Origin of the sequence: Nocardiopsis sp. NPDC050513 (assembly GCF_044457925.1) — a bacterium.
Classification (GTDB): domain Bacteria; phylum Actinomycetota; class Actinomycetes; order Streptosporangiales; family Streptosporangiaceae; genus Nocardiopsis.
The window spans coordinates 453,197-475,872 of the sequence record NZ_JBITHK010000002.1 but is presented as its reverse complement, the minus strand read 5'-3'; the positions used below and the strand labels follow the sequence as shown (position 1 = coordinate 475,872).

19 protein-coding genes are annotated in these 22,676 nt (G+C 70.9%); 6 read left to right on the top strand and 13 right to left on the bottom strand.

Going from position 1 to position 22,676, the window contains the following annotated elements:
- Positions 1–2 precede the first annotated feature (2 nt).
- The gene (locus ACIBFB_RS04685; protein ID WP_397226193.1) at positions 3–1,730 is read left to right on the top strand and encodes an ABC transporter family substrate-binding protein; all 1,728 of its coding nucleotides are present in this window, start codon (positions 3–5) and stop codon (positions 1,728–1,730) included.
- A 347-nt stretch (positions 1,731–2,077) separates the two neighbouring features.
- Entirely contained in the window at positions 2,078–3,139 is a 1,062-nt protein-coding gene (locus tag ACIBFB_RS04680) for a polysaccharide lyase family 1 protein (RefSeq protein ID WP_397226191.1), read from the top strand.
- Between the two features lie 108 nt (positions 3,140–3,247).
- Here ACIBFB_RS04680 and ACIBFB_RS04675 read toward each other — a convergent pair whose 3' ends face one another.
- The 8 genes from ACIBFB_RS04675 to ACIBFB_RS04640 form a co-directional block, all read right to left on the bottom strand.
- Positions 3,248–4,174 carry a hypothetical protein gene (locus ACIBFB_RS04675; RefSeq protein ID WP_397226189.1) on the bottom strand — a complete coding sequence of 309 codons (927 nt, stop codon included), beginning with the start codon at positions 4,172–4,174 and terminating at the stop codon, positions 3,248–3,250.
- A gap of 548 nt (positions 4,175–4,722) precedes the next feature.
- Positions 4,723–5,595 (bottom strand): endonuclease domain-containing protein, encoded by an 873-nt coding sequence (locus ACIBFB_RS04670; protein ID WP_397226187.1) that lies wholly within the window; start codon positions 5,593–5,595, stop codon positions 4,723–4,725.
- 66 nt (positions 5,596–5,661) lie between these two features.
- Positions 5,662–6,759, bottom strand: coding sequence for a pilus assembly protein TadG-related protein (locus ACIBFB_RS04665; RefSeq protein WP_397226185.1), 1,098 nt, complete (start codon positions 6,757–6,759; stop codon positions 5,662–5,664).
- Positions 6,760–6,992: 233 nt separating this feature from the next.
- A complete protein-coding gene (locus tag ACIBFB_RS04660) occupies positions 6,993–9,413 on the bottom strand; it encodes a glycosyltransferase (RefSeq protein ID WP_397226437.1) in 2,421 nt (806 codons plus the stop codon).
- Positions 9,414–9,683: 270 nt separating this feature from the next.
- On the bottom strand, positions 9,684–10,358 hold the full coding sequence (locus ACIBFB_RS04655) for a hypothetical protein (protein ID WP_397226183.1): 675 nt from the start codon (positions 10,356–10,358) through the stop codon (positions 9,684–9,686).
- A gap of 41 nt (positions 10,359–10,399) precedes the next feature.
- Positions 10,400–10,921, bottom strand: coding sequence for a hypothetical protein (locus tag ACIBFB_RS04650; protein WP_397226181.1), 522 nt, complete (start codon positions 10,919–10,921; stop codon positions 10,400–10,402).
- A 17-nt stretch (positions 10,922–10,938) separates the two neighbouring features.
- Positions 10,939–11,931 carry an OmpA family protein gene (locus ACIBFB_RS04645; RefSeq protein WP_397226179.1) on the bottom strand — a complete coding sequence of 331 codons (993 nt, stop codon included), beginning with the start codon at positions 11,929–11,931 and terminating at the stop codon, positions 10,939–10,941.
- Between the two features lie 109 nt (positions 11,932–12,040).
- A complete protein-coding gene (locus ACIBFB_RS04640; RefSeq protein WP_397226177.1) occupies positions 12,041–12,205 on the bottom strand; it encodes a hypothetical protein in 165 nt (54 codons plus the stop codon).
- Positions 12,206–12,753: 548 nt separating this feature from the next.
- On the opposite strand from ACIBFB_RS04640, the gene ACIBFB_RS04635 reads away from it, so the two are divergent.
- Positions 12,754–13,902: a TIGR04222 domain-containing membrane protein gene (locus ACIBFB_RS04635; protein ID WP_397226175.1), complete on the top strand. Its 1,149-nt coding sequence runs from the start codon at positions 12,754–12,756 to the stop codon at positions 13,900–13,902.
- Positions 13,903–13,945: 43 nt separating this feature from the next.
- Here ACIBFB_RS04635 and ACIBFB_RS04630 read toward each other — a convergent pair whose 3' ends face one another.
- Positions 13,946–14,959 (bottom strand): LLM class flavin-dependent oxidoreductase, encoded by a 1,014-nt coding sequence (locus ACIBFB_RS04630; protein WP_397226173.1) that lies wholly within the window; start codon positions 14,957–14,959, stop codon positions 13,946–13,948.
- A gap of 189 nt (positions 14,960–15,148) precedes the next feature.
- Between ACIBFB_RS04630 and ACIBFB_RS04625 the strand changes: the two genes are divergently transcribed.
- A complete protein-coding gene (locus ACIBFB_RS04625) occupies positions 15,149–15,487 on the top strand; it encodes an ArsR/SmtB family transcription factor (RefSeq protein WP_397226171.1) in 339 nt (112 codons plus the stop codon).
- Here the strand turns inward: ACIBFB_RS04625 and ACIBFB_RS04620 are convergent.
- A complete protein-coding gene (locus tag ACIBFB_RS04620; RefSeq protein ID WP_397226169.1) occupies positions 15,472–16,176 on the bottom strand; it encodes a hypothetical protein in 705 nt (234 codons plus the stop codon). The two genes, ACIBFB_RS04625 and ACIBFB_RS04620, sit on opposite strands and share 16 nt — an antisense overlap.
- Positions 16,177–16,633: 457 nt before the next feature.
- Between ACIBFB_RS04620 and ACIBFB_RS04615 the strand changes: the two genes are divergently transcribed.
- The gene (locus ACIBFB_RS04615; RefSeq protein ID WP_397226167.1) at positions 16,634–18,112 is read left to right on the top strand and encodes a sodium/glutamate symporter; all 1,479 of its coding nucleotides are present in this window, start codon (positions 16,634–16,636) and stop codon (positions 18,110–18,112) included.
- Between the two features lie 55 nt (positions 18,113–18,167).
- Here the strand turns inward: ACIBFB_RS04615 and ACIBFB_RS04610 are convergent, their stop codons facing one another.
- On the bottom strand, positions 18,168–19,343 hold the full coding sequence (locus ACIBFB_RS04610) for a DUF418 domain-containing protein (protein WP_397226165.1): 1,176 nt from the start codon (positions 19,341–19,343) through the stop codon (positions 18,168–18,170).
- 455 nt (positions 19,344–19,798) lie between these two features.
- Here ACIBFB_RS04610 and ACIBFB_RS04605 point away from each other — a divergent pair, with 455 nt between their 5' ends.
- Complete coding sequence (locus ACIBFB_RS04605) at positions 19,799–20,716, top strand: nitroreductase/quinone reductase family protein (RefSeq protein ID WP_397226163.1); 918 nt, start codon at positions 19,799–19,801, stop codon at positions 20,714–20,716.
- Between the two features lie 57 nt (positions 20,717–20,773).
- Here the strand turns inward: ACIBFB_RS04605 and ACIBFB_RS04600 are convergent, their stop codons facing one another.
- Together ACIBFB_RS04600 and ACIBFB_RS04595 are read right to left on the bottom strand one after the other, a co-directional pair.
- Complete coding sequence (locus ACIBFB_RS04600; RefSeq protein ID WP_397226161.1) at positions 20,774–21,685, bottom strand: type II secretion system F family protein; 912 nt, start codon at positions 21,683–21,685, stop codon at positions 20,774–20,776.
- A 13-nt stretch (positions 21,686–21,698) separates the two neighbouring features.
- Positions 21,699–22,631, bottom strand: a complete 933-nt coding sequence (locus ACIBFB_RS04595; RefSeq protein ID WP_397226159.1) for a type II secretion system F family protein — start codon at positions 22,629–22,631, stop codon at positions 21,699–21,701.
- Positions 22,632–22,676 lie beyond the last annotated feature (45 nt).

Sequence of the window (22,676 nt, the reverse complement as noted above, 5' to 3'; positions counted from 1 at the left end):
CCATGCGAATCGGGAAGGCGCGTTATCTCGCCCCCGTCGCCGCCCTGGTGATGGTCGCCAGCGCGTGCAGCGGAGGCGGCGACGACGAGAACGACACCGAGCAGGCCCAGGAGGAGCTGGCGGCACTGCCCGCCCAGGACCTCAACCCCGCCCCCAGAGAGGACCTGGAGGACGGCGGCGACTTCGTCTGGGCCATCAGCGGGTACTACGAGCAGCACAACATGGCGCACACCCAGGGCAACCTGGCCGACGTGCGCCGGATCTCCGCCGCCGTTCTGCCGAACGCGTTCCGATGGGACGCCGAGGGTCTGCCCGAGCCGATCGCCGAGTTCGTCCAGGACGCCCAGGTCAGCGAGGACGGCCTCGAGGTCACCTACGAGCTGAACCCGGACGCGGTGTGGTCCGACGGCGAGCCGATCACCTCGGCCGACTACGAGGCCCAGTACCTCACCTGGTCGGGCGAGCGCGAGGGTGAGTTCGAGCTCGGTTCCACCACGGGGTACGAGCTGGTTGAGGAGTTCGTGGAGGGTGACGACGAGTACTCGTTCACCCTGGTCTTCTCCGAGCCCTACGCGGAGTGGCCGTCCCTGTTCTCCCCGCTGTACCCGGCGGAGTACATGGAGGACGAGGAGCTCTTCGAGGAGGGCTACTTCAACGACTACCCGGTCACCGCGGGCCCGTTCGGCGACGTGGAGTTCGACGCCACCACCGAGCGCATCACCGTGAACCGGAACGAGGACTGGTGGGGCGAGCCCGCCAAGCTGGACCGGATCATCTTCGACTCCATGGCGATCGACGCCGCGCCGACCGCCTTCGACAACGGTGAGATCGACGGCTTCTACCTGGGCTACGACGCCGCGGGCTACGAACTGCTGCGCGACCGCGAGGGCAACGGCGCCTACTTCACCCGCGCCGTCAACCACGGCCACCGCTTCGTCTCGGTCAACGCGGGCAGCCCGGAGCTGGAGGACGTGCGCGTCCGCCAGGCACTGGCTCTGGGCATCAACACCAACACGCTCGCCGAGGCCGCGCTCGGCCCGATCGAGTGGCCGATCACCGGCCAGGTCAACCGACTGCTCCGGTCGACCCAGTACGGCTTCGAGGACAACAGCGGTGAGCTCGGCGGCTACGACCCCGACCGCGCCCGCGAGCTGCTGGACGAGGCCGGGTGGACCCTGGAGGAGGGCGCGGAGTACCGCACCAACGAGGACGGCGACACGCTGACGCTGACCTGGGTCGCCTCCGACGACTTCACCCTGGCGCAGAACGAGGCCGACATCGGCCGCGAGATGCTCGCCGAGATCGGCGTCGAGGTCGACGTCCAGCAGGTGCCGGGCAACGCCCTGTTCCCCGAGTACATCGTTCCCGGCAACTACGAGCTGGCCACCTTCGTGCTCGTCGGCTCCAACCCCTACGCCGGTGACGCCTCGGGCAACTACGGCGGCCCGGTGAGCGGTGAGGGCGAGGACGCGGACTGGGGCAACAACCTCAGCTTCCACTCCACCCCGGAGATCAACGAGATGTTCGGCGAGCTCCAGGCCGCGACCGACCCGGACCGCTACGCCGAGATCGCCAACGAGCTCGACGCCGCCATCTGGGAGGAGGTCCTGACCATCCCCATGTTCGAGCGTCCCGGGCTGTACGTCCTGGACGAGACCCTGCACAACTGGGGCGAGTTCGGTCTGGCCTCCGGCTACGTGTACGAGGACATCGGCTGGGCCGCCGAGTAGGCACGTGACCGACGAGACACGGTGAACACCCGGGCGCCGGCCCCCGCGAGGGGGTCGGCGCCCGCCGTCGTGTGAGAGCCGACCGGGCGCCCGGCGGCGGTGTGCGGCTTCTGGCGCGGGTGGGGTGTCGCGGGCGCGCGGAGTCGGACCCGGCAGACACCAGGCGGTGGTGCGGGCCCGTGTGGGGCGGGGGTGTGCTCCGAACGGCACCGGCCCGCCGGGCGGTGCCCGGTGCCGACCTCGTGCTTCCAAGCCCAAGGGGCCCTCGGGTTGGGACTCCCGGGCTGGCTGTGACAGTCTCTTCACGTCCGAGACACCCCCCGGTTCCGTTCGTTGGAAAGCCCTCGATGAGACTTCACCCCTTGGCCGCCGCGTGTGCGGCGGCGCTGATGTGCGCTGTGCTCACCTCCTGCGCGAGCGACGAGGAGCCCGCCCAGGACGCCTCCGAACCCCCCGTCGGCGCGGACGCGGACGCCGGCGAGTCCGCGTCCGGAGCGCCCGGGACCGGCGAGGCGGACGAGTCCAGCTCACCGCGGGAGACCGCGGAGGCGGAACCGGTCCGCACCGCCGTGGGCTGGGCCGCCCAGCCCCTGGCCGCGGGCGGCGACGGGCTGCCGGGCGTCACCGGGGGCGCCGACGGAGAGACGGTCACCGCCTCCGACGCGGACGAACTCGCCGATCTCCTCACGGTCGAGGAACCCCTGACGATCGAGGTGACCGGGGAGATCGACCTGGACGGACCGATGCGGGTCGGTTCGGACAAGACACTCGTCGGCGTCGACGGAGGCGCCGAGCTCACCGGCGGGCGACTGGTCGTCGACGGGTCCGCCAACGTCGTCCTGTCCAACCTGGAGATGGCCGTCGACGGGACCGCCGTCACCGTTTCGGGCGGGGCCCGGCACGTGTGGGTGGACAACTCCACCTTCACGGACGGCGGCGGAGACGCGCTGGTGTCGCTCACCGGAGGGGCCGACCACGTCACGCTGTCCTGGAACCACTTCCGCGACGCGGAGGCGGCCGTGGACATCGGGAGCGAGGACGACGAACGGGGGGCGCTCCGCGTCACGCTGCACCACAACTTCTTCGACGGAACCTCCGCCCGGAACCCGCGCGCCCGCAACGCCGAACACGTGCACGTGTTCAACAACTACTTCCGTGACGGTGGGCAGGGGGTGACCTCGCTCCTCGACGCCAACGTCCTGGTGGAGGGCAACTACTTCGAGGGCACGACCCTGTCGGCGTCGAGCGGGGGAGAGGAGCCCGGCAACCTGGTCACCAGGGACAACCTGCTCGTGGACTCCGAACAGCCCGAACTGCGCGGTGAGGTGCCGGATCCGCCCTACGCGTACGAGCCGGACGACACCGTCACCGTCCCCGATCTGGTGGTCGAAGGCGCGGGCGTCGGCTGACGGGGGCGAACGCGTGCGTCGCCGGGGTCCCGGCCCGCCGCGGTGACGCAGGCCGTGCGGGGTGTCCGTCGAACGCTCGGGGCCCGAGGGCCGTACCGGTGCGGACTGTCAGCCGAACGAGTGGAACTCGTGGGTCTCACCGATCCCGTCCCCTGACCGCAGGACGAGTCTTCGCGGGTACCCCAGCTCGTCGATCCACAGGCTGAACTCCGTACCCGCCACCGAGGTGAGCGTGTTGTCGCCCGTCGCGGTGTCATAGCCGCCCCGCAGGGAGGTGAAGGTGCCGGTGTACAGATAGGAGTCGTGGGTGACCGTCTCCTCCGCGCCGTTCAGCACCACCCGCTCGCGCCCGACGAACGCGAGGTCGGTGGAGGTGGACAGCACCGCGCGCAGGTGAGCGGTGGCGAACTCGCTGGAACACAGGTAGCGGTCGGCCTCGTCGGCCGGATCCAGGACGACCAGACCGGGCACCCCGACGTCCGCGGTCATCACCAGCTGGCCGGCGCTCATCTGGTAGCGGTCGACCCGCGCGCCGTCCGGGGTGCGGAAGACGTGCTCGAACTTCGGGTTCTTCCCGGTGTCGTAGGCCACGTGCCCCTCGCCCAGGGGGGACTCGGCCACGTCGGCGCCGGGATCCGAGCCGGACGCGGGGCTCCCCGCCTCGTCCTCCTCCGCGGCATCCCCGTCGCCCGGCCGCCCCGCGTCCTCGATCTCGTACACGGAGAAGGTGATCCGGAACGTGGACGCGCTCTCCACGAGGTCCGCGGACACACCGACGAAGGCAGCGGCCTCCTCGGGGTCCACGCCCTCGACGGACGGCGCCGACGCGACGGTCACGGGTCCCGAGCCGTCGGCGAGGTCGCGGGGACGCGCCCCGTCGCCCACGGCGAGCTTGGTGACCACCCAACCGGTCGCCACCACCGCGAGGCACACCAGGACCACGGCCAGGGACACCCACCAGTTCGGGCGCGCCCCGGCCGGGGGCGGTTCCTGCTCTGGAACGTCCTCGACGGGTGAGGTGTCCGGTATCGACATCGACACGGGCTCGGCCTCGTTTCTGCGGTTCGGTGAACGGCCGGTGCGGCCGCGGGGGGTTGCTGCGGACCGTCGTCGCCTGACGCCGGGGTCGTGTGTACGTGGTGTTCGATGTGGTGACCCGTTGTTCTGTTCGATGGTGGCACGGATGGGGAGACCTCCCGCTGCCGCGAAACGCGACGTTCCGTGACCGGGGCGAGCTCTGGGTAGGCGACCGAGAACTCCGAAGATACGGGTCCGGACACGCTCCCGTGGCGTTTCCGTGCACGTCCGAGCCCCTGGTCCGCCTCCGGGTCGGCACGGGTCCGGCCGTCACCCCCGGTGGTCGATCGCTCTCGGTGTCGGGGTTCTGGCCGATTGTGGCCGCGTTTCGGTCCGGGATTTCGGCCAGCCGTCCTGAGCCGTGGTCGGCGGAGCACGGGTGCGGGACGCACCCTCGACCACCGGACGGGAACGCTCGGTGCCCGGCCGTGCCGGGTGTCCGCGGCCGGAGGCCTGCACCGGACGCACGGGCCGGACTGTCGCCGGGCCGTGCGCGCCGCACGGAATCACCCTCCCTCGAACAGGGGCGGGGACCTGCGCCCGTACCGGCGGATGGTCCGTTGGACGTGACGTCTCTGCTCCTCCGTGCAGCGCCAACCGCGCGCGGCGAGTTCACCCGCGATCCGGCAGAGCAGGCCGTCCGGGCACCGGCGCAGGTCGTGGGCGCGGACCGAGAGCACCCGCCAGCCCTGGTCGCGCATCACCGCGTACCGCCACTCGTCCTGGAGCAGGGCGGTCCGGTCGGAGTGGTGCTCGGCGCTGTCGTACTCCAGGGCCACCCGGTACTCGGGCCAGCCCAGGTCGGCGCGGAACGTCCCCTCGACGGTCGGGACCGGGCACTGCGGCGTCGCGGCGGGCAACCGGGCCAGGCCCAGGAGCACCCGGAGGAAGGTCTCCGCGGGGGATTGGCTGCGCTCGGAACACAGTCGGAACGCCGATAGGAGGCGGTCGCGATGTACCCGGGGTCTGGGGCGGCGCACGGCCTCGCGCAGCTCGGCGCGGCCGACCAGACCACGCGTGAGGAAGGCGTCCAGCCGCGCCGTGGCCACGAACAGCGAGGGTGCGCGGGCCGCGACGTCGCAGGCGGTGCGGACCGGCGTGGTGATCCTGACGCCGTCCACCAGGCCGCGGTCCCCGACCGGGACCAGTTCCCGGTGGGGGATGACGGCCTGGCGTCCGACCTCCGCGACGCCCTGGGGCACGGCCACGTGCAGGCGGGACCCGGTGACCCTGGCCCCGCTCGGAAGGAGGTCGACCCCCCACACGTAGGCGGCCGTGACATCGCAGGTCACCGCGTCCGCGGAGATCAGCCCCAGGACACAGCGGAGGGTGCGCAGGAGGAGGGAACGGTCGGGGAGGGGCTCATCACGTCGTGTCATACCTCCAGGTTCCGGGGTGTGTCCGTGGCGGACAAGACCCCATTCGAACCTGTGGACGAACGGGCCTCAGAGCATGCGCCCCGGACCCGCGGCCAGGTGGATGTGGTCGACGTGGTCCTGGGTGTTGTTCCCCGTGTCCTGGTGGAACCGCCTGACCTGCTCCCACGGTCCCACCGGGTCCCGCGAGGCGTTCCAGATGTGGTGGTCGTAGATGAGTCCCTTGACCCCGAGGGCCCGAGCGTTCTGGATGACCCAGTCGATCACCGTGACCGCCGAGGCGTGCATCTCGGGTGTGGGCGTCGAGCCGAGCCCGGCCATCATGTAGTCGACCGCCATTCCCTGGCCGTGGTCGCTGCCGGGCTCGTTGCGCCTGCCCCCCGCCGTCAGGTAGAAGCCGCCGAACTCCTCCTGGAGCGTCTCGTGCACGGCGCACATGGTCGGATGCAGTTGGCCCAGCGAGGGGCAGTCCACGATGGCTCCTCCGGAGTAGGCGATGGTGGGGTCGAACCTGAACTGGCCCTCCTGGTCGACGAGGTGGACGTCGATCAGGGCCCGGGCCTCGTCGATGTCCCCCGGGGAGTTCCCTCCGCACGAGACCCCACCGCCGTCCCGGGAGCACTCGTAGGGCGGCTCGACGATCGCGACGGCGGCGGCGTTGCCCGCGGTCGTCTCGGCCTCCTCCTCCGAGCCGTCGCACACCACGTCGTTCCACGCCCTGGAGCCGTCCTCCTCCAACTCCCGTTGGCACAGGGCGCCGCGCACCTCCACCCGGATGATGTTGCCGCTGCGCCCCATGGAGTTGTCGCTGGCCCGGATGTCGGTGAGCACGGCCCCGTTGGCACGCGCGTACTCGTCGGCGCGAGCCTCGGCGATCTCCTCGTCGAACCACGGCATCGGGTACTCACCCGCCAGGAGGTCCTCGGCCGCGGCGTCCTGGAGCGCGCTGGCGGCCGCGAGCGCCGCCGCGTCCGCGGCGGTCTGGGTCTGGGAGCGCGAGTCGTTGGCGGCGCCGACCCGCACGAACAGCACGGTCAGGGCGAGCAGGGCCAGTGTGAGGCCGAAGATGAGCAGGATGTTGGCCTGACCGCGGTCATCACGGCCCTGGAGGTGGCGGGAGCGTCGCACGGGGGGCGCCGCGCTGGGGGAGGTCCGTCGCAGTCGCATGACTGGTTTCCGTGGGGGAGGGGTCCCGCACCGCGGGCGCGGTGAGACCGGGGCGGTTCGGTTGCGGAGGCGCCCCGGGGGTGGGCGGTCCTCCCGCGTAGCTTATCCACCCCTGTCCGTGATCGGTAGGGTCTGTGGACAGCCGTGAACCGTCCCGTACGGGCACGGGGGGTGCGCGCACGCCCGTCCGCCCCCGCGCCGAGCGGCGGCCCGGGGGGCGGACGGGCGGCCGCTCAGCGCAGACGGCGGTTGACCGCCTCCATGACGTGCACGTCGGCCACGGTGACGGTGAGGTCTCCGCCGCCTTGGGGCCCTACGGTCGCCGAGCGGACGAACGGTCCGCGGTACCAGCGGCGCGCGGTCCGCTGCGGAACCGACCGCGCCCCCACGCGTCCCAGCGCTCCTGGCGGACCCATCAGCAGCCTGAGCTGCCAGACGGCCCGGTACACCGACGCCGCGCCGTACTCGGCACGGTCCAACAGCGGCAGGCTCCCGACGAGCCTGGCCCCGGACGAGGAGGCCGTCTCGTACAGAGGGAACCGCTGGCCCGCGTCGGTGCCGCGCACGACCTCCACCGCGTACTCCATGCCCTCGGGAGGCGACGTGTCCAGGCGGACGTCGAACCGCAACCGGTCCCGGCGGCGTCCCGCCGGCCGCACCCGGACCTCGTCCACGCCCAGGGTCGGCGCCGCGGGCGACGTGCGCAGCCCCAGGCGGTCGTTGACCGTGTAGTAGGGCCGTACCCGGGAGCCGTAGCCGCGACGGGCCGCCACGTGGTGCGCGGGGTACCCGATGATCCTCCGGTAGCCCGCCACACCCGTCAGGTGGCGCCCCACCGTGTGCTCGGACCCGTCCGACAGGACCAGGCGCAGCTCCCACTTCTCCGACTCGCCGTGCCTCCCGCGTACCACCGTCTCCGGGTCGATGACACCGGTGAAGTGCCCGTCGGCCGCCACCGGGGCCGAGAACTCGCGCAGGATCCTGGGCGCCGCCCGGTTGCGCACCGCGAGCCGGGCCCGGGCGTCCGCCCCCCTGCGTCCGACGACCCTTCCCTGCACGGTGATCAGCCCGTCGGCGACCTCCACGTGCTCGACCTCGGCGTGCCGCGCCGCCCGCCGCACATGGAGGACGAGCCGTCCCCTCGACGACCGGTCGGGGAGCACCAGGCACGGGCGTTCGACGTCACCGGCGGACACCGGGTACCCGTCCTGGCGGATCTCCAGCTCGAGGATCGGCGCCTCCTTCCCGCCGTCCACGCGGAGTACGTCCCAGGTGGACGCCGCCAGGCGGTCCGCGTCGGCGTCCACCACGACGTTCCCGTCCTCGTCGGGGGCCAGCGTCACGCGTTCGCCGGGCCGCTCCAACACGAGCTGCTCCGGCGGGTGGTGGAAGGACAGCACCGCCCGCCCGTCCGCCGAGGACGCCCGCACACGGCACGCGGCGGGGGGCTCGGGGCGGGACGCGGGCACCAGGGACGCGGCGGGCAGCCGCTCCCCGGACAGGTGGGCGAACAGGCGTTCGTGCTCACGCACCACGTTGGCCGGATCGAACCGGACCGAGTCGGCCAGCGCGGCGCGCGACATCCGGTCGCGCAGCCCGTCGTCGGCCATGAGCTCCGCCAGGCCCTGCGCGATGCCCTGGACGGACTTGTTCGGCACCAGGATCCCGTCCTCGCCGTGGCGGATGATGGCCGCCGGACCGTGCGGGCAGTCGGTGCTCACGACCGGAAGCCCGGACCGCATCGCCTCGACGATCGTCATCCCGAACGGCTCCTCGCTGGAGGTCGCCGCGGCGAAAGCCCCCTGGGCCCACGCCTCCTCGACCCTCGGGTGCGGTCCCATCAGCCACACCCGGTCCTGCAGGCCCAACGAACCCACGAGCCGGACCAGGGTGTCGCGCAGACCGCCGCGCCCGTAGATGCGCAGCGTCCAGCCGGGAAAATCGTCGCACACCATGGAGAAGGCCTGCACCAGCAGGTCGTGGCGCTTGCTGGGGGCCAGCCGGCCCGCGGCGACGATCGTGCGCGAGTCGTGGCCGTCGGCGGTGAAGTGCGGGGCGGGCACGGCGTTGGGGATGGACAGGATCTCCACTCCGGGAAGCGGCATGTGGGCGAGGTAGGTGCGCGCGTCGGCCTCGGTGACGGTCACGAACGCGTCCAGGCTCGGGTACGCGAGCTCCATGACCCGGCGCAGCGGAAGCGAGTGCTGTTCGTAGGTCAGGTGCTCCTGGCCGACCTTGACGACGTGCGAGGGGGCCGCACGGGCGATCGCGACGTTGAGTCCGGGGCGGGTGCCCACCACGACGTCGGCGTCGGTGGTGGCGAGGAACTCCTCGAGCCGGTCGTCGGTGAGACGGCTGTGCGTGGCTCCGCGGGCGTCCTCCGGGGGGAACAGCAACGGCGGCAGCCCGGCCCTCTCCGATCCCTCGTACAGCGGACGCCCGCCGACTCCCGTGGCGCCGGAGTGCTGGCGCACGTCGACGAGGGGCCGCAGGCGCACCTGGGCCGGGACCGGGAGCACGGGTTCGGCGCGGTGCCGGAACACCGAGACGATCTCGACCTCGTGCCGCACGGACAGCGCCGCCGCCTGGTTGGCGACCGTGCGGACGGTGCCGCCGATGCCGTACATGTCGTTGATCAGATAGGCGATCTTCACCGCTTCCCCCGAGGTCTCCGTGTCCCCACCGTTCTCCGCCGTGGCGGTGTCGGCCGCTTCCATGGACAGCGTGAACAGGACCCGACCGCGGTCGACGGGCGGGTGAAAGTTCAGGTTATGGGGGTATTTGTGGCGAAATAAGTGTTTTCGGCAGTCGTGCCGAAAGGTTTGCCGGGCACTGTGGGCCCTTTGCGGCCCTTTCACGCCACTCTCACCATGGCGGCGGAGGCGCGTGACACGAGGGGCACGAGGTGGGACGCGCGGCCGGTGTCAGTACGAGCCGGTGCCCTGCCAGTAGCTCCACGCGTTGCAGGGGGTCCCGTGGGCCTGGTCGATGTGGTCGATGCCCCACGCGATCTGCGCGGACGCGCTCTCGGCGAACTCCGGCGGCATCGCGCCGTGCTGACCGGCGAGGAACCCGGGGACGCCGACGGCGCCGGTGTCGGGGTGGACGAACGTGTGGTCCCAACCGGAGACGTTGGACCACAGGTTGTCCAGGCAGTCCCACTCCTGGCCGGTCCACCCCCGGCCCTCGGCCTGGCTCAGGCCGATCGCCTGGTTGTCGACGGAGTTGGAGGAGTCGCCGGTCCACTCGTACTGGCTCGGTTCCTCCGGGCGTTGGTCCTCCACCCAGGTCGCGCCACCGCAGCCGGGACCCTCGACGAGACACACCATCTGCCGGACGGACTCGTTGAAGGTCCGGCTCAGCTCCAGCTGGTAGACGGCGAGGATGATCGCCGCGACCAGGAGGGTGACCGCCGCGACCTCCACGAACGCGGCTCCCCGATCGCCGCCGGGTCCGTGCGGCGGGCGCGCCGCACGGAGGAGGGCACGCAGACGGCTCCGCACACGCGGTGGGCCGTTGCGGTCACCGGAGCGCCTGGGCGGTCTGGTGGGGGTGGGCCGCCGGGTGTCCCCGAGCGCGGGGCCGTGGGGGGTGGGCAACGCCGTCTCCAGTCGTGGGGTGGGAGCCGTGGGGAAGGGGGTCAGGAGATGGGGACGTCCTCGATCGGATCGAAGTTCGGGATCTCCACCGTCACTGTCTCGAGGTCGGCGGGAACCGAGAAGAGCGACCAGTAGGCGACCTGTTCGCCAGGGTTCAGCGCCGCGATGAATTCGTTGTTTCTCTCCCCCGAGCAGAGGCAGGATCCGGTGCCGTCCATGACGGGGTGATATCTCGTCCCCTCCGCGGGGTCTAGTGTGCTGACACCGGAAAAACCCTGACCATCATACAAGTATGCTCCGTCTCGGAGCCACGCAATTCCTTCTTGCCCATTGCCGATGTTCTCGATGCTCCAGGTTACGGAGAGAAATGATCCGGTTTCATCGCGCTCCACCTGGTGGACTTCGGCTGCCAAGCTGGATGAAACTGGTGCACTGCTCTGGGAGGTTCCGAGGGACTCGAGATCTCCGGTCCGTGGCGTCGGATGCGCGGCACTGATGCCAGTTGACGTCGAGAGGGCAACGATGATTGCCAGTGAGAAGGTCCAAAGTCGGCGATGGCTCATGCTTGTTGCGACCTCCTTTACTTGGCGAAGGTGACCGTAACCCGACGGTTTCTTTCGCGTCCTTCATCGGTGTCATTGTCTGCGATGGGTTCAGCGGAACCATGACCTGCAACCTCGAAAGAAACCCCGTCTCTCGAGACAAGGTCTACGAGCTGATCTTCAACGGCCTCTGCGCGTTCCTGTGACAGCGGGACGTTAACGGATTCATTCCCGGTGTTGTCTGCGTATCCGTCGATGTTGACAGCTGCGGAGCTCGCGTCATCGATCTCGATCGCGACCTGTTCGAGGATCTCGAGGGCATCGGAGTTCAGGTCGGCGCTCCCGCTCTCGAAGAGGACATCAGAGGCCAGGATGATGCTGACCTCCTCGTTGCTCTCAGTGCGGGCTGTGCTGTCCTCAATGTTGTCGGAGATCGTGGTCAGAGGGATGATCTCCGGATCTGCGAGGTCGGAGTTCTCCACCGATTCAGTGGACTCAGTCACGGGGACATCGAGTATTGGTGGCGTGAGGGGAGTTGTAACGGTCATCAGCTCGACGTTGGGTGGTGGTTCAGGGAAGATCACCCACATGTCCGCGGTGCCGCCGGCAGGGATGTTCTCCTCGAGAGAAGAGCAGAAACATGAGCCATCGGCCTGGTTTATGCTCAGATGCCTCGTCTGGTTTGTTGGATCGAGGAGAGTGATTCTGTTCGCTGTGTAGGGGTTGTTGAAGTCGCTTAACCCATCCTGGAGAAAATAGCTGGAGGTCGAGTTGTTGGTGACCCCGATTTTGAGACGAATTAGGCTGTTGCCAACTCTTTCGAGAGCGTGGATGTCGATCTGGTAGTCGGCGCCGATTGCGGTGGAGGAAGTCGAGCTGCTGGCGAGGATCTCGACCTCGCTCTCGATTTGGGAATCCGTGGAGTTGCCGTCAGTGTTGCCGGATTGCCTCGGGAGGTCTTCATCTGGGGAGTTGGATGACTCCGGGCTGACCACGCAGCCAGCGGTGAGAAGAAGAGCGACGACTGCCATGGACGCGGCGAGTTCGCGTCTCCGCGTTTTCGTCCCTGCTGGAGGGGTGTCTCTTTCTTGCAATTCTCTGGTTTTCTGAGAGTGCGATTCCCTGAATCCTTCAGCTACCTCATTCCGCTGCGGGAACTTGAGGGCTGACCACCTCGGAGGGACCCCGGAGAACCCCGTCGATCGCCCCTCGAATCCCACCGCTGATGCTCTCCGCGAGTCCCAACTGGTACACCGCGAACGCGATCGCCGCGACGAGGATGATGATGGCGGCGTACTCGACCATTCCGCCTCCCCGGTCGTCCCTCCGGGGGGATGGGGAGGCTCGGGTACTGAGGACTACCCAGAGCTTCGTCAGACTGCTCATGGAGGTGGCTCCTAGGGGGAGAGGGTCTTCTGCACCACGTCGGCGTGGTCTCTTGCTGGTCGGGGAACGACGGCTCGCGCGGGGCCACCGGGGGTTCGAGCGTGGGGGATGCTCACTCACCCGGTCCCACTATCCGGCACATGACCGGGAGCGGGCGCGTCCCCTGGCCGGATGTGGCCACGTAGCTTCATGATTCCCCCGGCCAGCCACGGGCACACACCGTCCACAGGCCGGGTGACGCCTGGTGGCGCGCCGGTGCGCGTGTCGGGACTCGATCACGTTCCTGCCGTTCGGGGTGACGATGAGTGCTCAGCGGGTGACCATGATCGCACGCGGTCTCGCCGAACGCCATGGCCGGGGGTGAGCAACCACCCCACCCGTGGGCACGACCACGTTCATGGTGTTGGATGTCCTGGCTGGCTCCCGCCCCCCGCGGTGGGCCCGTTCCGGGTGAGGAAGGCAGTGACGTGGTTGACGGTGTCGAACTCTTCCTGATGGCGGCGGCGGCCGTCGTCGCGGGTGCGGTCGTCGGGGGATCCCCCCTCGTGGCCGTCCTGCGCAGCCGTGCCGCGATCAGATCGGCGATCAGGCGCGGTCCGGGCCCCGGAACGCCGCCCGACCCGGACGAACTCACACCCGCCGAACTCGGCTACCTCCTGGGGGGAGCCGTCCGCGCGGCGGAGGTCGCGGTCACGGACGCCTTCCTCAGCGGGCGCGTGCGGCAGCAGTCGGCGGGCGGATTCTTCACGCTCGTCGGTCCCCGACAGAGCTACCTCAGTGAGAAGGATCCGCTCCGGCGCGCCATCCTCAGGGCCTTCCGGGACCGTGTGGGGGTCGGCGCGCGCGAGATGGTCCGTCGCGTGGTCACCGGTCGCGCCGTCGACGGTCTCCGCGACGGCCTCGTGCGACGCGGCCTCATCGTGGACTCGCCCGAGATCCGCGAGCTCCTCGCGCACAGGAGACGGAGAGCGCGCTCCGCCAACGTGGTCATCGGCGGCGCCTTCACCCTCGCCGTCGTCCTCCTGGTCCTCGGCTCCGCGGCCACGCTGGGTGTGGCCTGGTTGACGGCCGTCGGCTGCATGGGCGCCGTCGGCGGCGCGCTCGCCGTCCGAGTCGTGGTCGCCGCGACCGGAGGGGCGAACCCGTCGACCACCACACCGGCCGGGACCGCGGTGGCGGCGGAGGCGCGGCGGCGCTACACGGCCTCGGGCGCGATGAGCCGCGACCGTGCGCTGCGGCACACCGCCGTCACCGGATTCCGTTCCCTGCGCGCGGCGACCTCGTCCCCGGGCCGCGCGCGGACCAGCCTGAAGCGCCCCGCGGCCGACCGGTCCTCCTCCGGCGACGCTGTCCCGACCGTGAGCGCGGACGCGTCCTCGCAGACCTACGACCTCCACGTTCTGTGCTCGTTCGCGGAACTGTGCCAGGGGTCGTCGAGCTCGGCGGGCGGCTCCTCCTCCGGCGACGGATGGGGAGGCGGATTCGAGACCGGTTCCGGTGGTGGCGGCGGGTTCGGATCCGGGGGTGACGGCGGTGGCGGCGGTTGGGGCGGCTTCGGCGGTGGTGACAGTGGCGGCGGTGGCGGCGACGGCGGGGGAGGCGGCGGGGGCGACTGATCCGTTTCCCCCTCGGACCGATCGCCCGCGCCCGCCCCTCCGGTCAGGCCAGGTCCACGGCGGGCCCCTCCAGGTCGAACATGTCCGCCAGCGCCTCGTAGGACCGCAGTCGCGCCTTCGGGTCGTGGATCATCGTCGACACCATCAGTTCGTCCACCCCGGTGTCGGACAGGAACCGCTCCAGTCCCGCGCGCACGGTCTCCGGTGATCCCACGAACGAGTAGCGCAGAGTCCCGTCGACGCGTTCCTTCTCGCCCGGTCGCCAGAGCGTGTCCAGGCTCTCCACCGGCGGGCGGAGCAGGCCGCGGTCGCCGCGCACGATGCCGAGGAACTGCTGCTGCATCGAGGTGAACAGGCGCCGGGCCTCCGCGTCGGTGTCGGCGACGACCACGTTCACCCCCGCCATCGCGTACGGCTCACGCGCCTGCTCGGAGGGACAGAAGTCCGTCCGGTAGGCCTTGAGCGCGTCGTACAGGGCGTCCGGCGCGAAGTGCGACGCGAACGCGTAGGGCAGGCCGAGCTGCGCGGCGAGCTGGGCGCCGAAGAGGCTCGAGCCCAGGATCCACAGCGGCACGCGCAACCCCTCGCCCGGGACCGCTCGGACGGGCTGGCCCGGCTCGGCCGGTTCGAAGTAGGCGCGCAGCTCCTGGACGTCGTCGGGGAAGGTCGACGAGGCGGTCCGGTCACGTCGCAGCGCGCGCATGGTGCGGGGGTCGGTTCCCGGAGCCCGGCCCAGGCCGAGGTCGATCCGCCCGGGGTACAGGGACTCCAGGGTTCCGAACTGCTCGGCGATCACCAACGGGGAGTGGTTGGGGAGCATGACCCCGCCCGCACCGACGCGGATCGTGGACGTGCCCTCGGCGATGAACCCGAGTGCGACCGAGGTGGCCGCGCTCGCGATGGCGCGCATGTTGTGGTGCTCGGACAGCCAGAAGCGGGTGTACCCCCAGGTCTCCAGGTGTTGGGCGAGTTCCCGGGCGGAGCGCAGCGAGTTCCCGGGGTCGGAGCCCTCGACGATCGTTGCGTGGTCGAGCACGGACAGCGCGACTCTGGACATGGTGGGCCCCTTCCCCCGGCGAACGAGCGGTTCCCGCGGCGGGCGCCCGGGAGGGGGACCCTGCGGTCCGAGCTCGACGGGCGTGCACGTTCGATGTTCGACGAATATCGAATATCGAAGCTACACTCATCCCTGACCGCGTTCCAAATCCCGTCCGGCCGCCGCCGGGCCAGCACGAGGAGGTGTGCCTTGGCCCCCAGGGAGCACACGCATCCCGCCGTCGAGGACGTGGAGCTGGTCACGGTCCTGTCAGCGCTCGCGGAGCCGACCCGCCTGCGGATCGTGCGCATGCTCGCGGCGATGGAGGGCGAACGGGCGTGGAAGGACATCGACCTGCCGATCGCCCAGTCGACGTTGAGCCATCACCTGAAGATCCTGCGCAACGCCGGGGTCGTCCAGAGCCGGACCGAGGGCACGCGGTGCTTCGTCTCGTTGCGGGACGAGGAGCTGGAGGGCAGGTTCCCCGGGTTGCTGGAGTGTGTCCTCGCCTGCCGGGACGCGTGGAGCGGCGACTACCGAGCGCCGTGAGGAGTGCCGGTCGAGTACCGGTCCCGCCGCGGGTCCGGGTCCGCCGGGCCGTCGGACTCCCCCTCGGACACGCGCCGCCCATCGGGCTCCCAGCGCCGCCGCCCGCTGACCGCCGACCCCGCGTGCACGTGCTCCTCGGACCGGATCAGGCCGTTGGGATGCCAGGTGTACCGCGGGCCCCGCTCCGCGCCGTCGACGTAGCACGTCAGGGCCACGACCAGTCCGGAGGCGTCGGTCGCGAACGCCTCGCCGGTGAACGGGACGCCAGCGAGGAGCACACCGTCCGGTCCCTGGTCCAGGTCGCCGCGGGGCACCCTGGCCACACCGCCGGGCGAGCGGGCGGAGAACGAGTCCCGGACCAGGGAGCCCTCCTCGTCCCACTCCCGGCTGGTGGCCAGGCGCCCCTCGGGGGTGCGGACCTCCTCCAGCGAGATCCGACCGCTCGCGTGCCACTCACGCCACAGGTTGACCACCCCGCGCTCGTGGTCGCACTCACCCTGCGCGCGCGGCGTGCCGTCCGGGTACCACTCCAGCCACGGCCCGTGCTCGCGTCCGTCGAGATAGGTGACCAGTTCCTCCAGCCGGCCGTCCGCGCCGGTACAGACCGACTCACCGGTGAAGGGCACGCCCTCGTGCGTGATGATTCCGTGTTCGTCCACACCCGTCCGGTCCGACGTGACTCTCCTCACGCGCGCTCCTCTCGTGGTGCGGGCGGGCCGGTCCGGGGCGCGGTGCACGGCCCCGCCGGGGGAGGACCGCCGCGGTTCCACGTACGTTCGCCATTATGCGGAAGGAGGGGGCGGGCGCGGGGCCGATTCGCCACGATCGCCGGCGTGGCCGCCGCCCTCCCCCGTGAGACCCGCCACAACCGACGCCCGCTCGCCGGGCCCCGCACCGGCCCGTCCGCGGTCGGAGTCCCGTGGTGGACCGCTTTCGGTACTCGGTGCCGATATTCGACGGTATGTTCACTCTGTGCTCACCATATGGTCACGGCGTATAGGCTGCCCCGGGCGTTCGCCGTGACCCTGTCACCCCGCATGCGATCGTCGTCTCCCCGCGGGCCTCGCGCCGACCCGTCTTCCGTTCCGTGCGGAGGCGTCGGACTCCCACGCCCTCGCGCGGCACGTGCAACCATGAGAGGTAGAGATGTCCCCTGGCACCGTTGGCCTCGCACTCCTCCTGCTGGGGGTGCTGCTGCTGGTCTCGAAACTCGTCCGGGTCACGTGGAAGCTGACGCAGAGGCTCTACCTTCCCGGGTCGATCATCGGCGGCGGCATCGCTCTGCTCCTCGGTCCGGACGTCTTCGGGCGTCTCATGGGGCTGCTCGCCGACCGCGGCGTCGCGGTCGGCCTCACGGAGCGGGCGGCCGAAGGCGGGCTGTTCGGCGTCGACGTGACGGCGGTGTGGTCGTCCCTGCCCGGACTGCTGATCTCCGTGGTCTTCGCCGGGCTCTTCCTGGGCAAACGCATGCCCCGGCTGCGTGAGGCGGCCAGTCTCGCCGGTCCCAACCTCGCCTTCGGGATCACCGTCGCCAGCGGCCAGTACGTCATCGGCATCGCGCTCGCCCTGCTGGTCCTCGTGCCCTTCCTCGACGTGCCCGCGGTCGCCGGAGCGCTGATCGAGATCGGCTTCATCGGCGGACACGGCACCGCGGCCGGGCTCGGGAACACCTTCGCGGAGGTCGGCTGGGCCGAGGGCCAGGACCTCGCCCTGGGCATGGCGACGGTCGGCCTCCTGTCCGGCATCATCGTCGGCATCGTCCTGATCAACTGGGGCGTCCGGCGCGGCAAGACCACCGTGATCAGCGCGGACGCCAAGAGGACCGGCAACGAGCAGGCCGGTCTGGTCGAGCGGGACAAGCGCACCTCAGGATCGGTCATGACGATCCACCCGTCCTCCATGGACCCCCTCACCCTGCACTTCGGCCTCGTCGCCCTCGCCGTGCTCATCGGCCAACTGCTCCTCATGGGCCTGCAAGCCCTGGAACAGGCCCTGTGGGCGGAGCGGATCGAGATCATGGCCTACGTTCCGCTCTTCCCGATGGCGATGATCGGCGGCATCGTGCTCCAGCTGTTCATCGACCGGTTCGACCGCGACGACATCGTCGACCACCACACGATCGAACGGATCCAGGGGCTGTCCCTCGACATCCTCGTCATCGCGGCCATGGCCACGCTCTCGCTCAGCGCCATCGCCGAGAACTTCCTCGCCTTCGCCCTGCTCACGGTCGCCGGTCTGCTGTGGTGCCTGTTCGCCTTCCTGGTGCTGGCCCCGCGGATGATGCCCACCCACTGGTTCGAGCGGGGCATCGGCGAGTTCGGCCAGTCGCTCGGCGTCACCGCGACCGGGCTCGTGCTCATGCGCGTGGTGGACCCGGAGATGCGCACCCCCGCCTACCCGGCGTTCGGCTACAAGCAGCTGATCTTCGAGCCGTTCTTCGGCGGTGGTCTGATCACCGCGGCGGCGATCCCGTTGATCGTCAGCCCGCAGGTGGGCGCGTTGGGCATGCTCGCCTTCATGGGCGTCGTCATGCTGGCCGGCCTCTACGTCGGCCTCGTGGTTCTCCGGAAGCGCCGCCGTGAGGCCGCACGGGCCCCTGAGGCAGCCACCGGGACGGCGTCCTAGCTCAGGGCCCCGGCGCCACGGGTGCGGCGCCCGCGGGAGTGCCGCACCCGTTCGATCATCGACTCGGGACGTGCGCGGTCCGCGCGTAGACGAGACGCCGGAGCAGCACCTCGGCCGGACCCCGCCAGCCCGACCGGTGCAGTGCCCCCGCCAGGACCACGGTTCCGAGCCACGTGCCGACGGCCACCACCGCGGCTCCCGTGTAGTTCAGCGTCGCGCCCAGGCCCAGACCGTAGGGCGCGAACACGAGCGTGAACGCCACGGACTGGAGCAGGTAGCAGGTGAGTGAGCGCTGGCCGACGGCGGCCACGGCGGACACGACCGGGCCGCGCCGCTCGCCGATCCGCCACGCGACCAGGGCGATCACGGACGCCCACCCCAGCCCGCCGGCCCAACCGGCGGCGTCATGGGCCACCGCGAACACCACCGTGGTGACCGGCGACGGAGCCGGGAGCAGCCGTGCGGTCACCAGGGTGTCCGGGAGCCCGACGGCCACCGCGGTCCCGAGCCCGGCCGCGGCCGTGCGCGCCAACGCGCCGAGGTGTGCGCCGGGCTCCTCCAGCACGCGGCGCCGCGCCGCCCACATGCCGACCAGGACCATCGGCAGGGTGTCCAGCAGCATCGTGACCGGTGTGTAGAGCAGCCACTCCTGGACCCGATCACCGGCGGCGATCCAGAACGATTCCTGGGTCAGGGACGGGGGAGCGACCGACGTTCCCTCTCCGCCCGACGACACCAGGAGGGCCAACATCGCCGTGGCGGCGGTCGAGAGGGCGGCGACCAGTCCCGCGGTCCAGAGGAGGACAGAGTCCCTCACCCGGAGCATCCCGACGAAGACGAGCGCCGTCAGTCCGTACGTTCCGACGATGTCCACGGGCAGGAACAGGGCGGCGTGCGCGCAACCGATCGCCAGCATCACCCAGCCGCGCCGCCGCAGCAGGACCCGCGCCTGGACCCAGCCGCCACCGCCGCCGCGCACCCGGGCCAGGATCTGCGTCATGCCGTACCCGAACACGAACGCGAAGAGGGGGATCGCCCGTGCGTTCACCGCCAGACCCTGCACGAGCGCCACCGCCTGGTCGGCGGCCGACCGCACCAGGTCGGAGCCGGTCAGGAAGAACTGGGCGTTCGCCAACGCGATGAACAACAGCATGAACCCCCGGGCCAGGTCGGGGGCGAGCGCGCGGGTCGGTGGGGGTGCCGTCCGGACGTCCGGAGGGGTGCGGTCCATGTGTCGTCCTTCCGCTCGAACCGTTCCCGGGGAACGCTACGGAGCGCAGCGACGGCATCCCATCCCGCTGGGCGGTCGGATTCCGGTGGGGCTGGCCCCACCCCTCCGCCTCCGGTAGGCTGCCCGCGGTGCCGCGTGCCCCCGACCACGAGAAGTGGGCCGGTCGGGCGGTATGGAGGCGCCTTGAGTTCTGGGGAGCCAGCCGTGAGCAGAGCACACAGCGCGTTTGACGTCTGAGGTCCGTCCCGTCGGCGTAGGCCATCGCCACGCCCATGACGTCGACCTTCGCGACCTCCCCGAACCGTCACCGGCACGCCCGGATCCCTGGCGCCGCCACCCGGACCCGCCGCGCGCTCCGGCCGTGGACGGCCCCGCCCGCCCCCCGCGAGCCCGGCGCCGCCGCGTGCGCCTTCGGGGATGGTCGCCCCACACCACCATCGTCGAAGGAGATCCGTATGTCACAGAACCCCCTTGTCCGAACCGAACCCCACGTCAGCGACTTCAACGTTCCCGTCGTGGAGGAGTTCCGCGCGGGCGGCGGCCGGGTCGGCGGCATGTTCGAGGGCGGCGATCTGCTGCTCCTCACCACCGTCGGCGCACACTCCGGTCGCGAGCACACCACCCCGCTGGGATACGTGCGTCTCGGCGACCGCCTGCTCGTCGTCGCCTCGGCGGCCGGAGCCGACCGCCATCCCGACTGGTACCACAACGTGCTCGCCCACCCGATGGTGCGCGTGGAACTGGGCACCGAGGAGTTCGGTGTCGTGGCCGTGCCCCTGGAGGGGCGGGAACGGGACCGGGCGTTCGCCGAGATCGTCGCCCGGGTGCCCGGCTACGGCGACTACCAGGCCGGAACGGACCGTGTGATCCCGGTCGTGGTCCTGGAACGCCCGTTCGTCGACGGCGAGGCGGCCACCCTCGCCGACAAACTCGTCGAGGTGCACACCTGGCTGCGCTCCCAACTCGCCCACGTGAGGACCGAGGCCGGGGCGTACCTGGCCGACCGGGCGAACGGGGGGCCGGCGACGCCGGGGCTCAGCCTCCAGCTGCGCCAGCACTGCCTGGCCTTCTGCGAATCCCTGCGTTTCCACCACGACGGTGAGGAGACGGTGTTCCCCCACCTGGAGCGGAACGACCCCGGGCTGAAGGAGACTCTGGAGCGGCTGCGCGCCGAGCACCGTACGGTCGAACGGCTCCGAGGAGAGCTGGAGTCACTGCTCGGGGACCTGTCCACGGCCGATCCCGTGCGGTTCCGCGCCGACCTGGACCGGATGGCCGGGGAGCTGGAGGCGCACCTGGACTACGAGGAGTCCGAGCTCTTCCCGACCCTGGCGGCCATCCCGTTCCCGCCGCCGGCCCCCGCCCGGGGATAAGCCGGGGCAGGGCCCGGTGACCGCGTCCTCCGCGCGACTCCCGCGCGGAAGACGCGGTCACCCGCCGAGGATCGCTCCGAGGTCGACCTCGGTGCCCAGGAACATGGACCCCACGACGAGGATCAGCAGGCCCGGCAACAGCGTCACCGCGGTCACCATCGTCACCCTGGGGTTCATCCGCTGGGCCTTGCGCCGCATGTACTGGGCGTCGGCCCGGCGCATGTCCTGGCTGATGTCCACCAAGGTGTCGCTGAGCGGTGCGCCCAGCTCCTCCGCCTGCTGGATCGCGGTCACGAACTTGCTCAGCGATTCGTTGCGGTTGCGTTTGCGCAGGGCCTCGAACGCCTCCCGGCGCGAGGTGCCCAGCTCCATCTGCTGGAGCGCCAGCGAGAACTCGTCGGACAGCACACCCGGCATCGACTCGGCCACCCGCGCCACCGCGGCGCGGAAGGACATGCCCGCGCTGACCGTGACCGCGAGCACGTCCAGGAAGTCCGGTAGCTGGGACTGCACCCGGTCCGAGCGCTCCTGGCCCTCCAGATACAGGTTGAGGTCGGTCAACCCGGCGAACGCCAACACGATCACGGCCATGAGGGCGTTGCCCGACACCAGCATCAGCAGGCCGAGTCCGCCGTACAGCGCCACTTCGCCGATCTTGCGCCGAACGTAGCGTTCCGCCGTGAGGCCCTCGGGACGGCCCGCCGCGTCGATGCGCTCGTTGATCGACGCGCGCCGCCGCTCACCCAGCGAGGCCAGGACCGAGCGCGAGAACGGCCGCCCGATCGCCTCGGTGATCCGGTGCAGCACGAACGTCCGGTCCGACCGGGTGCGCGGTGGCAGCGCGGTGGGGTCGTCCACCCGGACTCTGGTGCGGGACAGCGTGAGGTACGCGCCGTAGCAGGCCGTCAGCGCCACCAGCGTCGACGCCAGCGCCGCGGCGAAGGGCACCAGGGAGTACACGCCACTCATCGGACAGGCCCCTCTACAGGTCGAATCTGGTGATCCGGGCGACCAGGAGGAAGCCCACGGCGTACAGAGCGGCCACCACCAGCAGCACGGCCACCCCCGAGGCGGAGGTGGTCATCGTCCGCAGGATGCCGGGTTCGATGGCGTTGATCATGAACAGGGCACCCACCGACATGAACCCCAGCGCCCAGACGGTGCTCGTCGTCTCGCTGAGGATGGTCTGCACCTCGCGCCGCGTCTCCTTGCGGTTCTCCAACGTGCTGGAGATGTTGCGCAGCGCTGTGACCAGGGAGCCACCGGAGCGGGACGCCACGACCAGCGTCGACAGCAGCACCCCGAGCTCCCGCGACGGCATCCGCTCGCGCAGCTCGGCGACCGCCTCCTCGAAGCTCGCGCCCACCTTCATCGACTCGGCCATACGGCCCAGCTCCTCACCCGCGGGGCCGTCCAGCTCCTCGGCGGCCATCGACACCGCGGTCGGCAGCGCCAGCCCCGCCGAGGTGGCGTTGCCCAGCACCCGCGCCACGTCCGGCAGCTGCGCGGTGAACTCCTCGCGCCGCTTGGCCTCGGCCCGGTTCAGGTAGGAGAAGAACAGGAAGGCCACCCCGCCCGCGGCGAGCAGCCCCAGAACGGGGGCCAGCACCTGCCAGACCACGATCACGGCGAGCAGCGAACCCCCCACGAGGGCGACCACGAAGGTCGACAGCCGCACCTGCGCGCCGGAGCGGTTGATCCGCCGGTACAGCCGGGCGCCCCACTGGGTGCGGTGGATCGCCAGATCCAACCGTGCCGACAGCGTCGACGCCTCGTACTCGGCCTGGGCCAGCGCGCTGCGCGCGGCGATCAGCCGGCGTGTCTCGGCGCTGGCCACGAACTCCCACAGCGCCCACAGCGCCAGTGCGAGCACGACGACCAGGCCACCGAGAATGGCCAGGAACTGCCAGGTCACCGGGGCTCCCTTCGGAGTGGACGGGACGCGCGTGCCCGGTCGGGC

Coding starts and splice junctions, on each gene's coding strand:
- ACIBFB_RS04685 (WP_397226193.1), top strand. CDS start 3: ATGCGAATCGGGAAGGCGCGTTATCTCGCCCCCGTCGCCGCCCTGGTG.
- ACIBFB_RS04680 (WP_397226191.1), top strand. CDS start 2,078: ATGAGACTTCACCCCTTGGCCGCCGCGTGTGCGGCGGCGCTGATGTGC.
- ACIBFB_RS04675 (WP_397226189.1), bottom strand. CDS start 4,174: ATGTCGATACCGGACACCTCACCCGTCGAGGACGTTCCAGAGCAGGAA.
- ACIBFB_RS04670 (WP_397226187.1), bottom strand. CDS start 5,595: ATGACACGACGTGATGAGCCCCTCCCCGACCGTTCCCTCCTCCTGCGC.
- ACIBFB_RS04665 (WP_397226185.1), bottom strand. CDS start 6,759: ATGCGACTGCGACGGACCTCCCCCAGCGCGGCGCCCCCCGTGCGACGC.
- ACIBFB_RS04650 (WP_397226181.1), bottom strand. CDS start 10,921: ATGAGCCATCGCCGACTTTGGACCTTCTCACTGGCAATCATCGTTGCC.
- ACIBFB_RS04645 (WP_397226179.1), bottom strand. CDS start 11,931: ATGGCAGTCGTCGCTCTTCTTCTCACCGCTGGCTGCGTGGTCAGCCCG.
- ACIBFB_RS04640 (WP_397226177.1), bottom strand. CDS start 12,205: ATGGTCGAGTACGCCGCCATCATCATCCTCGTCGCGGCGATCGCGTTC.
- ACIBFB_RS04630 (WP_397226173.1), bottom strand. CDS start 14,959: ATGTCCAGAGTCGCGCTGTCCGTGCTCGACCACGCAACGATCGTCGAG.
- ACIBFB_RS04615 (WP_397226167.1), top strand. CDS start 16,634: ATGTCCCCTGGCACCGTTGGCCTCGCACTCCTCCTGCTGGGGGTGCTG.
- ACIBFB_RS04610 (WP_397226165.1), bottom strand. CDS start 19,343: ATGGACCGCACCCCTCCGGACGTCCGGACGGCACCCCCACCGACCCGC.
- ACIBFB_RS04605 (WP_397226163.1), top strand. CDS start 19,799: ATGTCACAGAACCCCCTTGTCCGAACCGAACCCCACGTCAGCGACTTC.
- ACIBFB_RS04600 (WP_397226161.1), bottom strand. CDS start 21,685: ATGAGTGGCGTGTACTCCCTGGTGCCCTTCGCCGCGGCGCTGGCGTCG.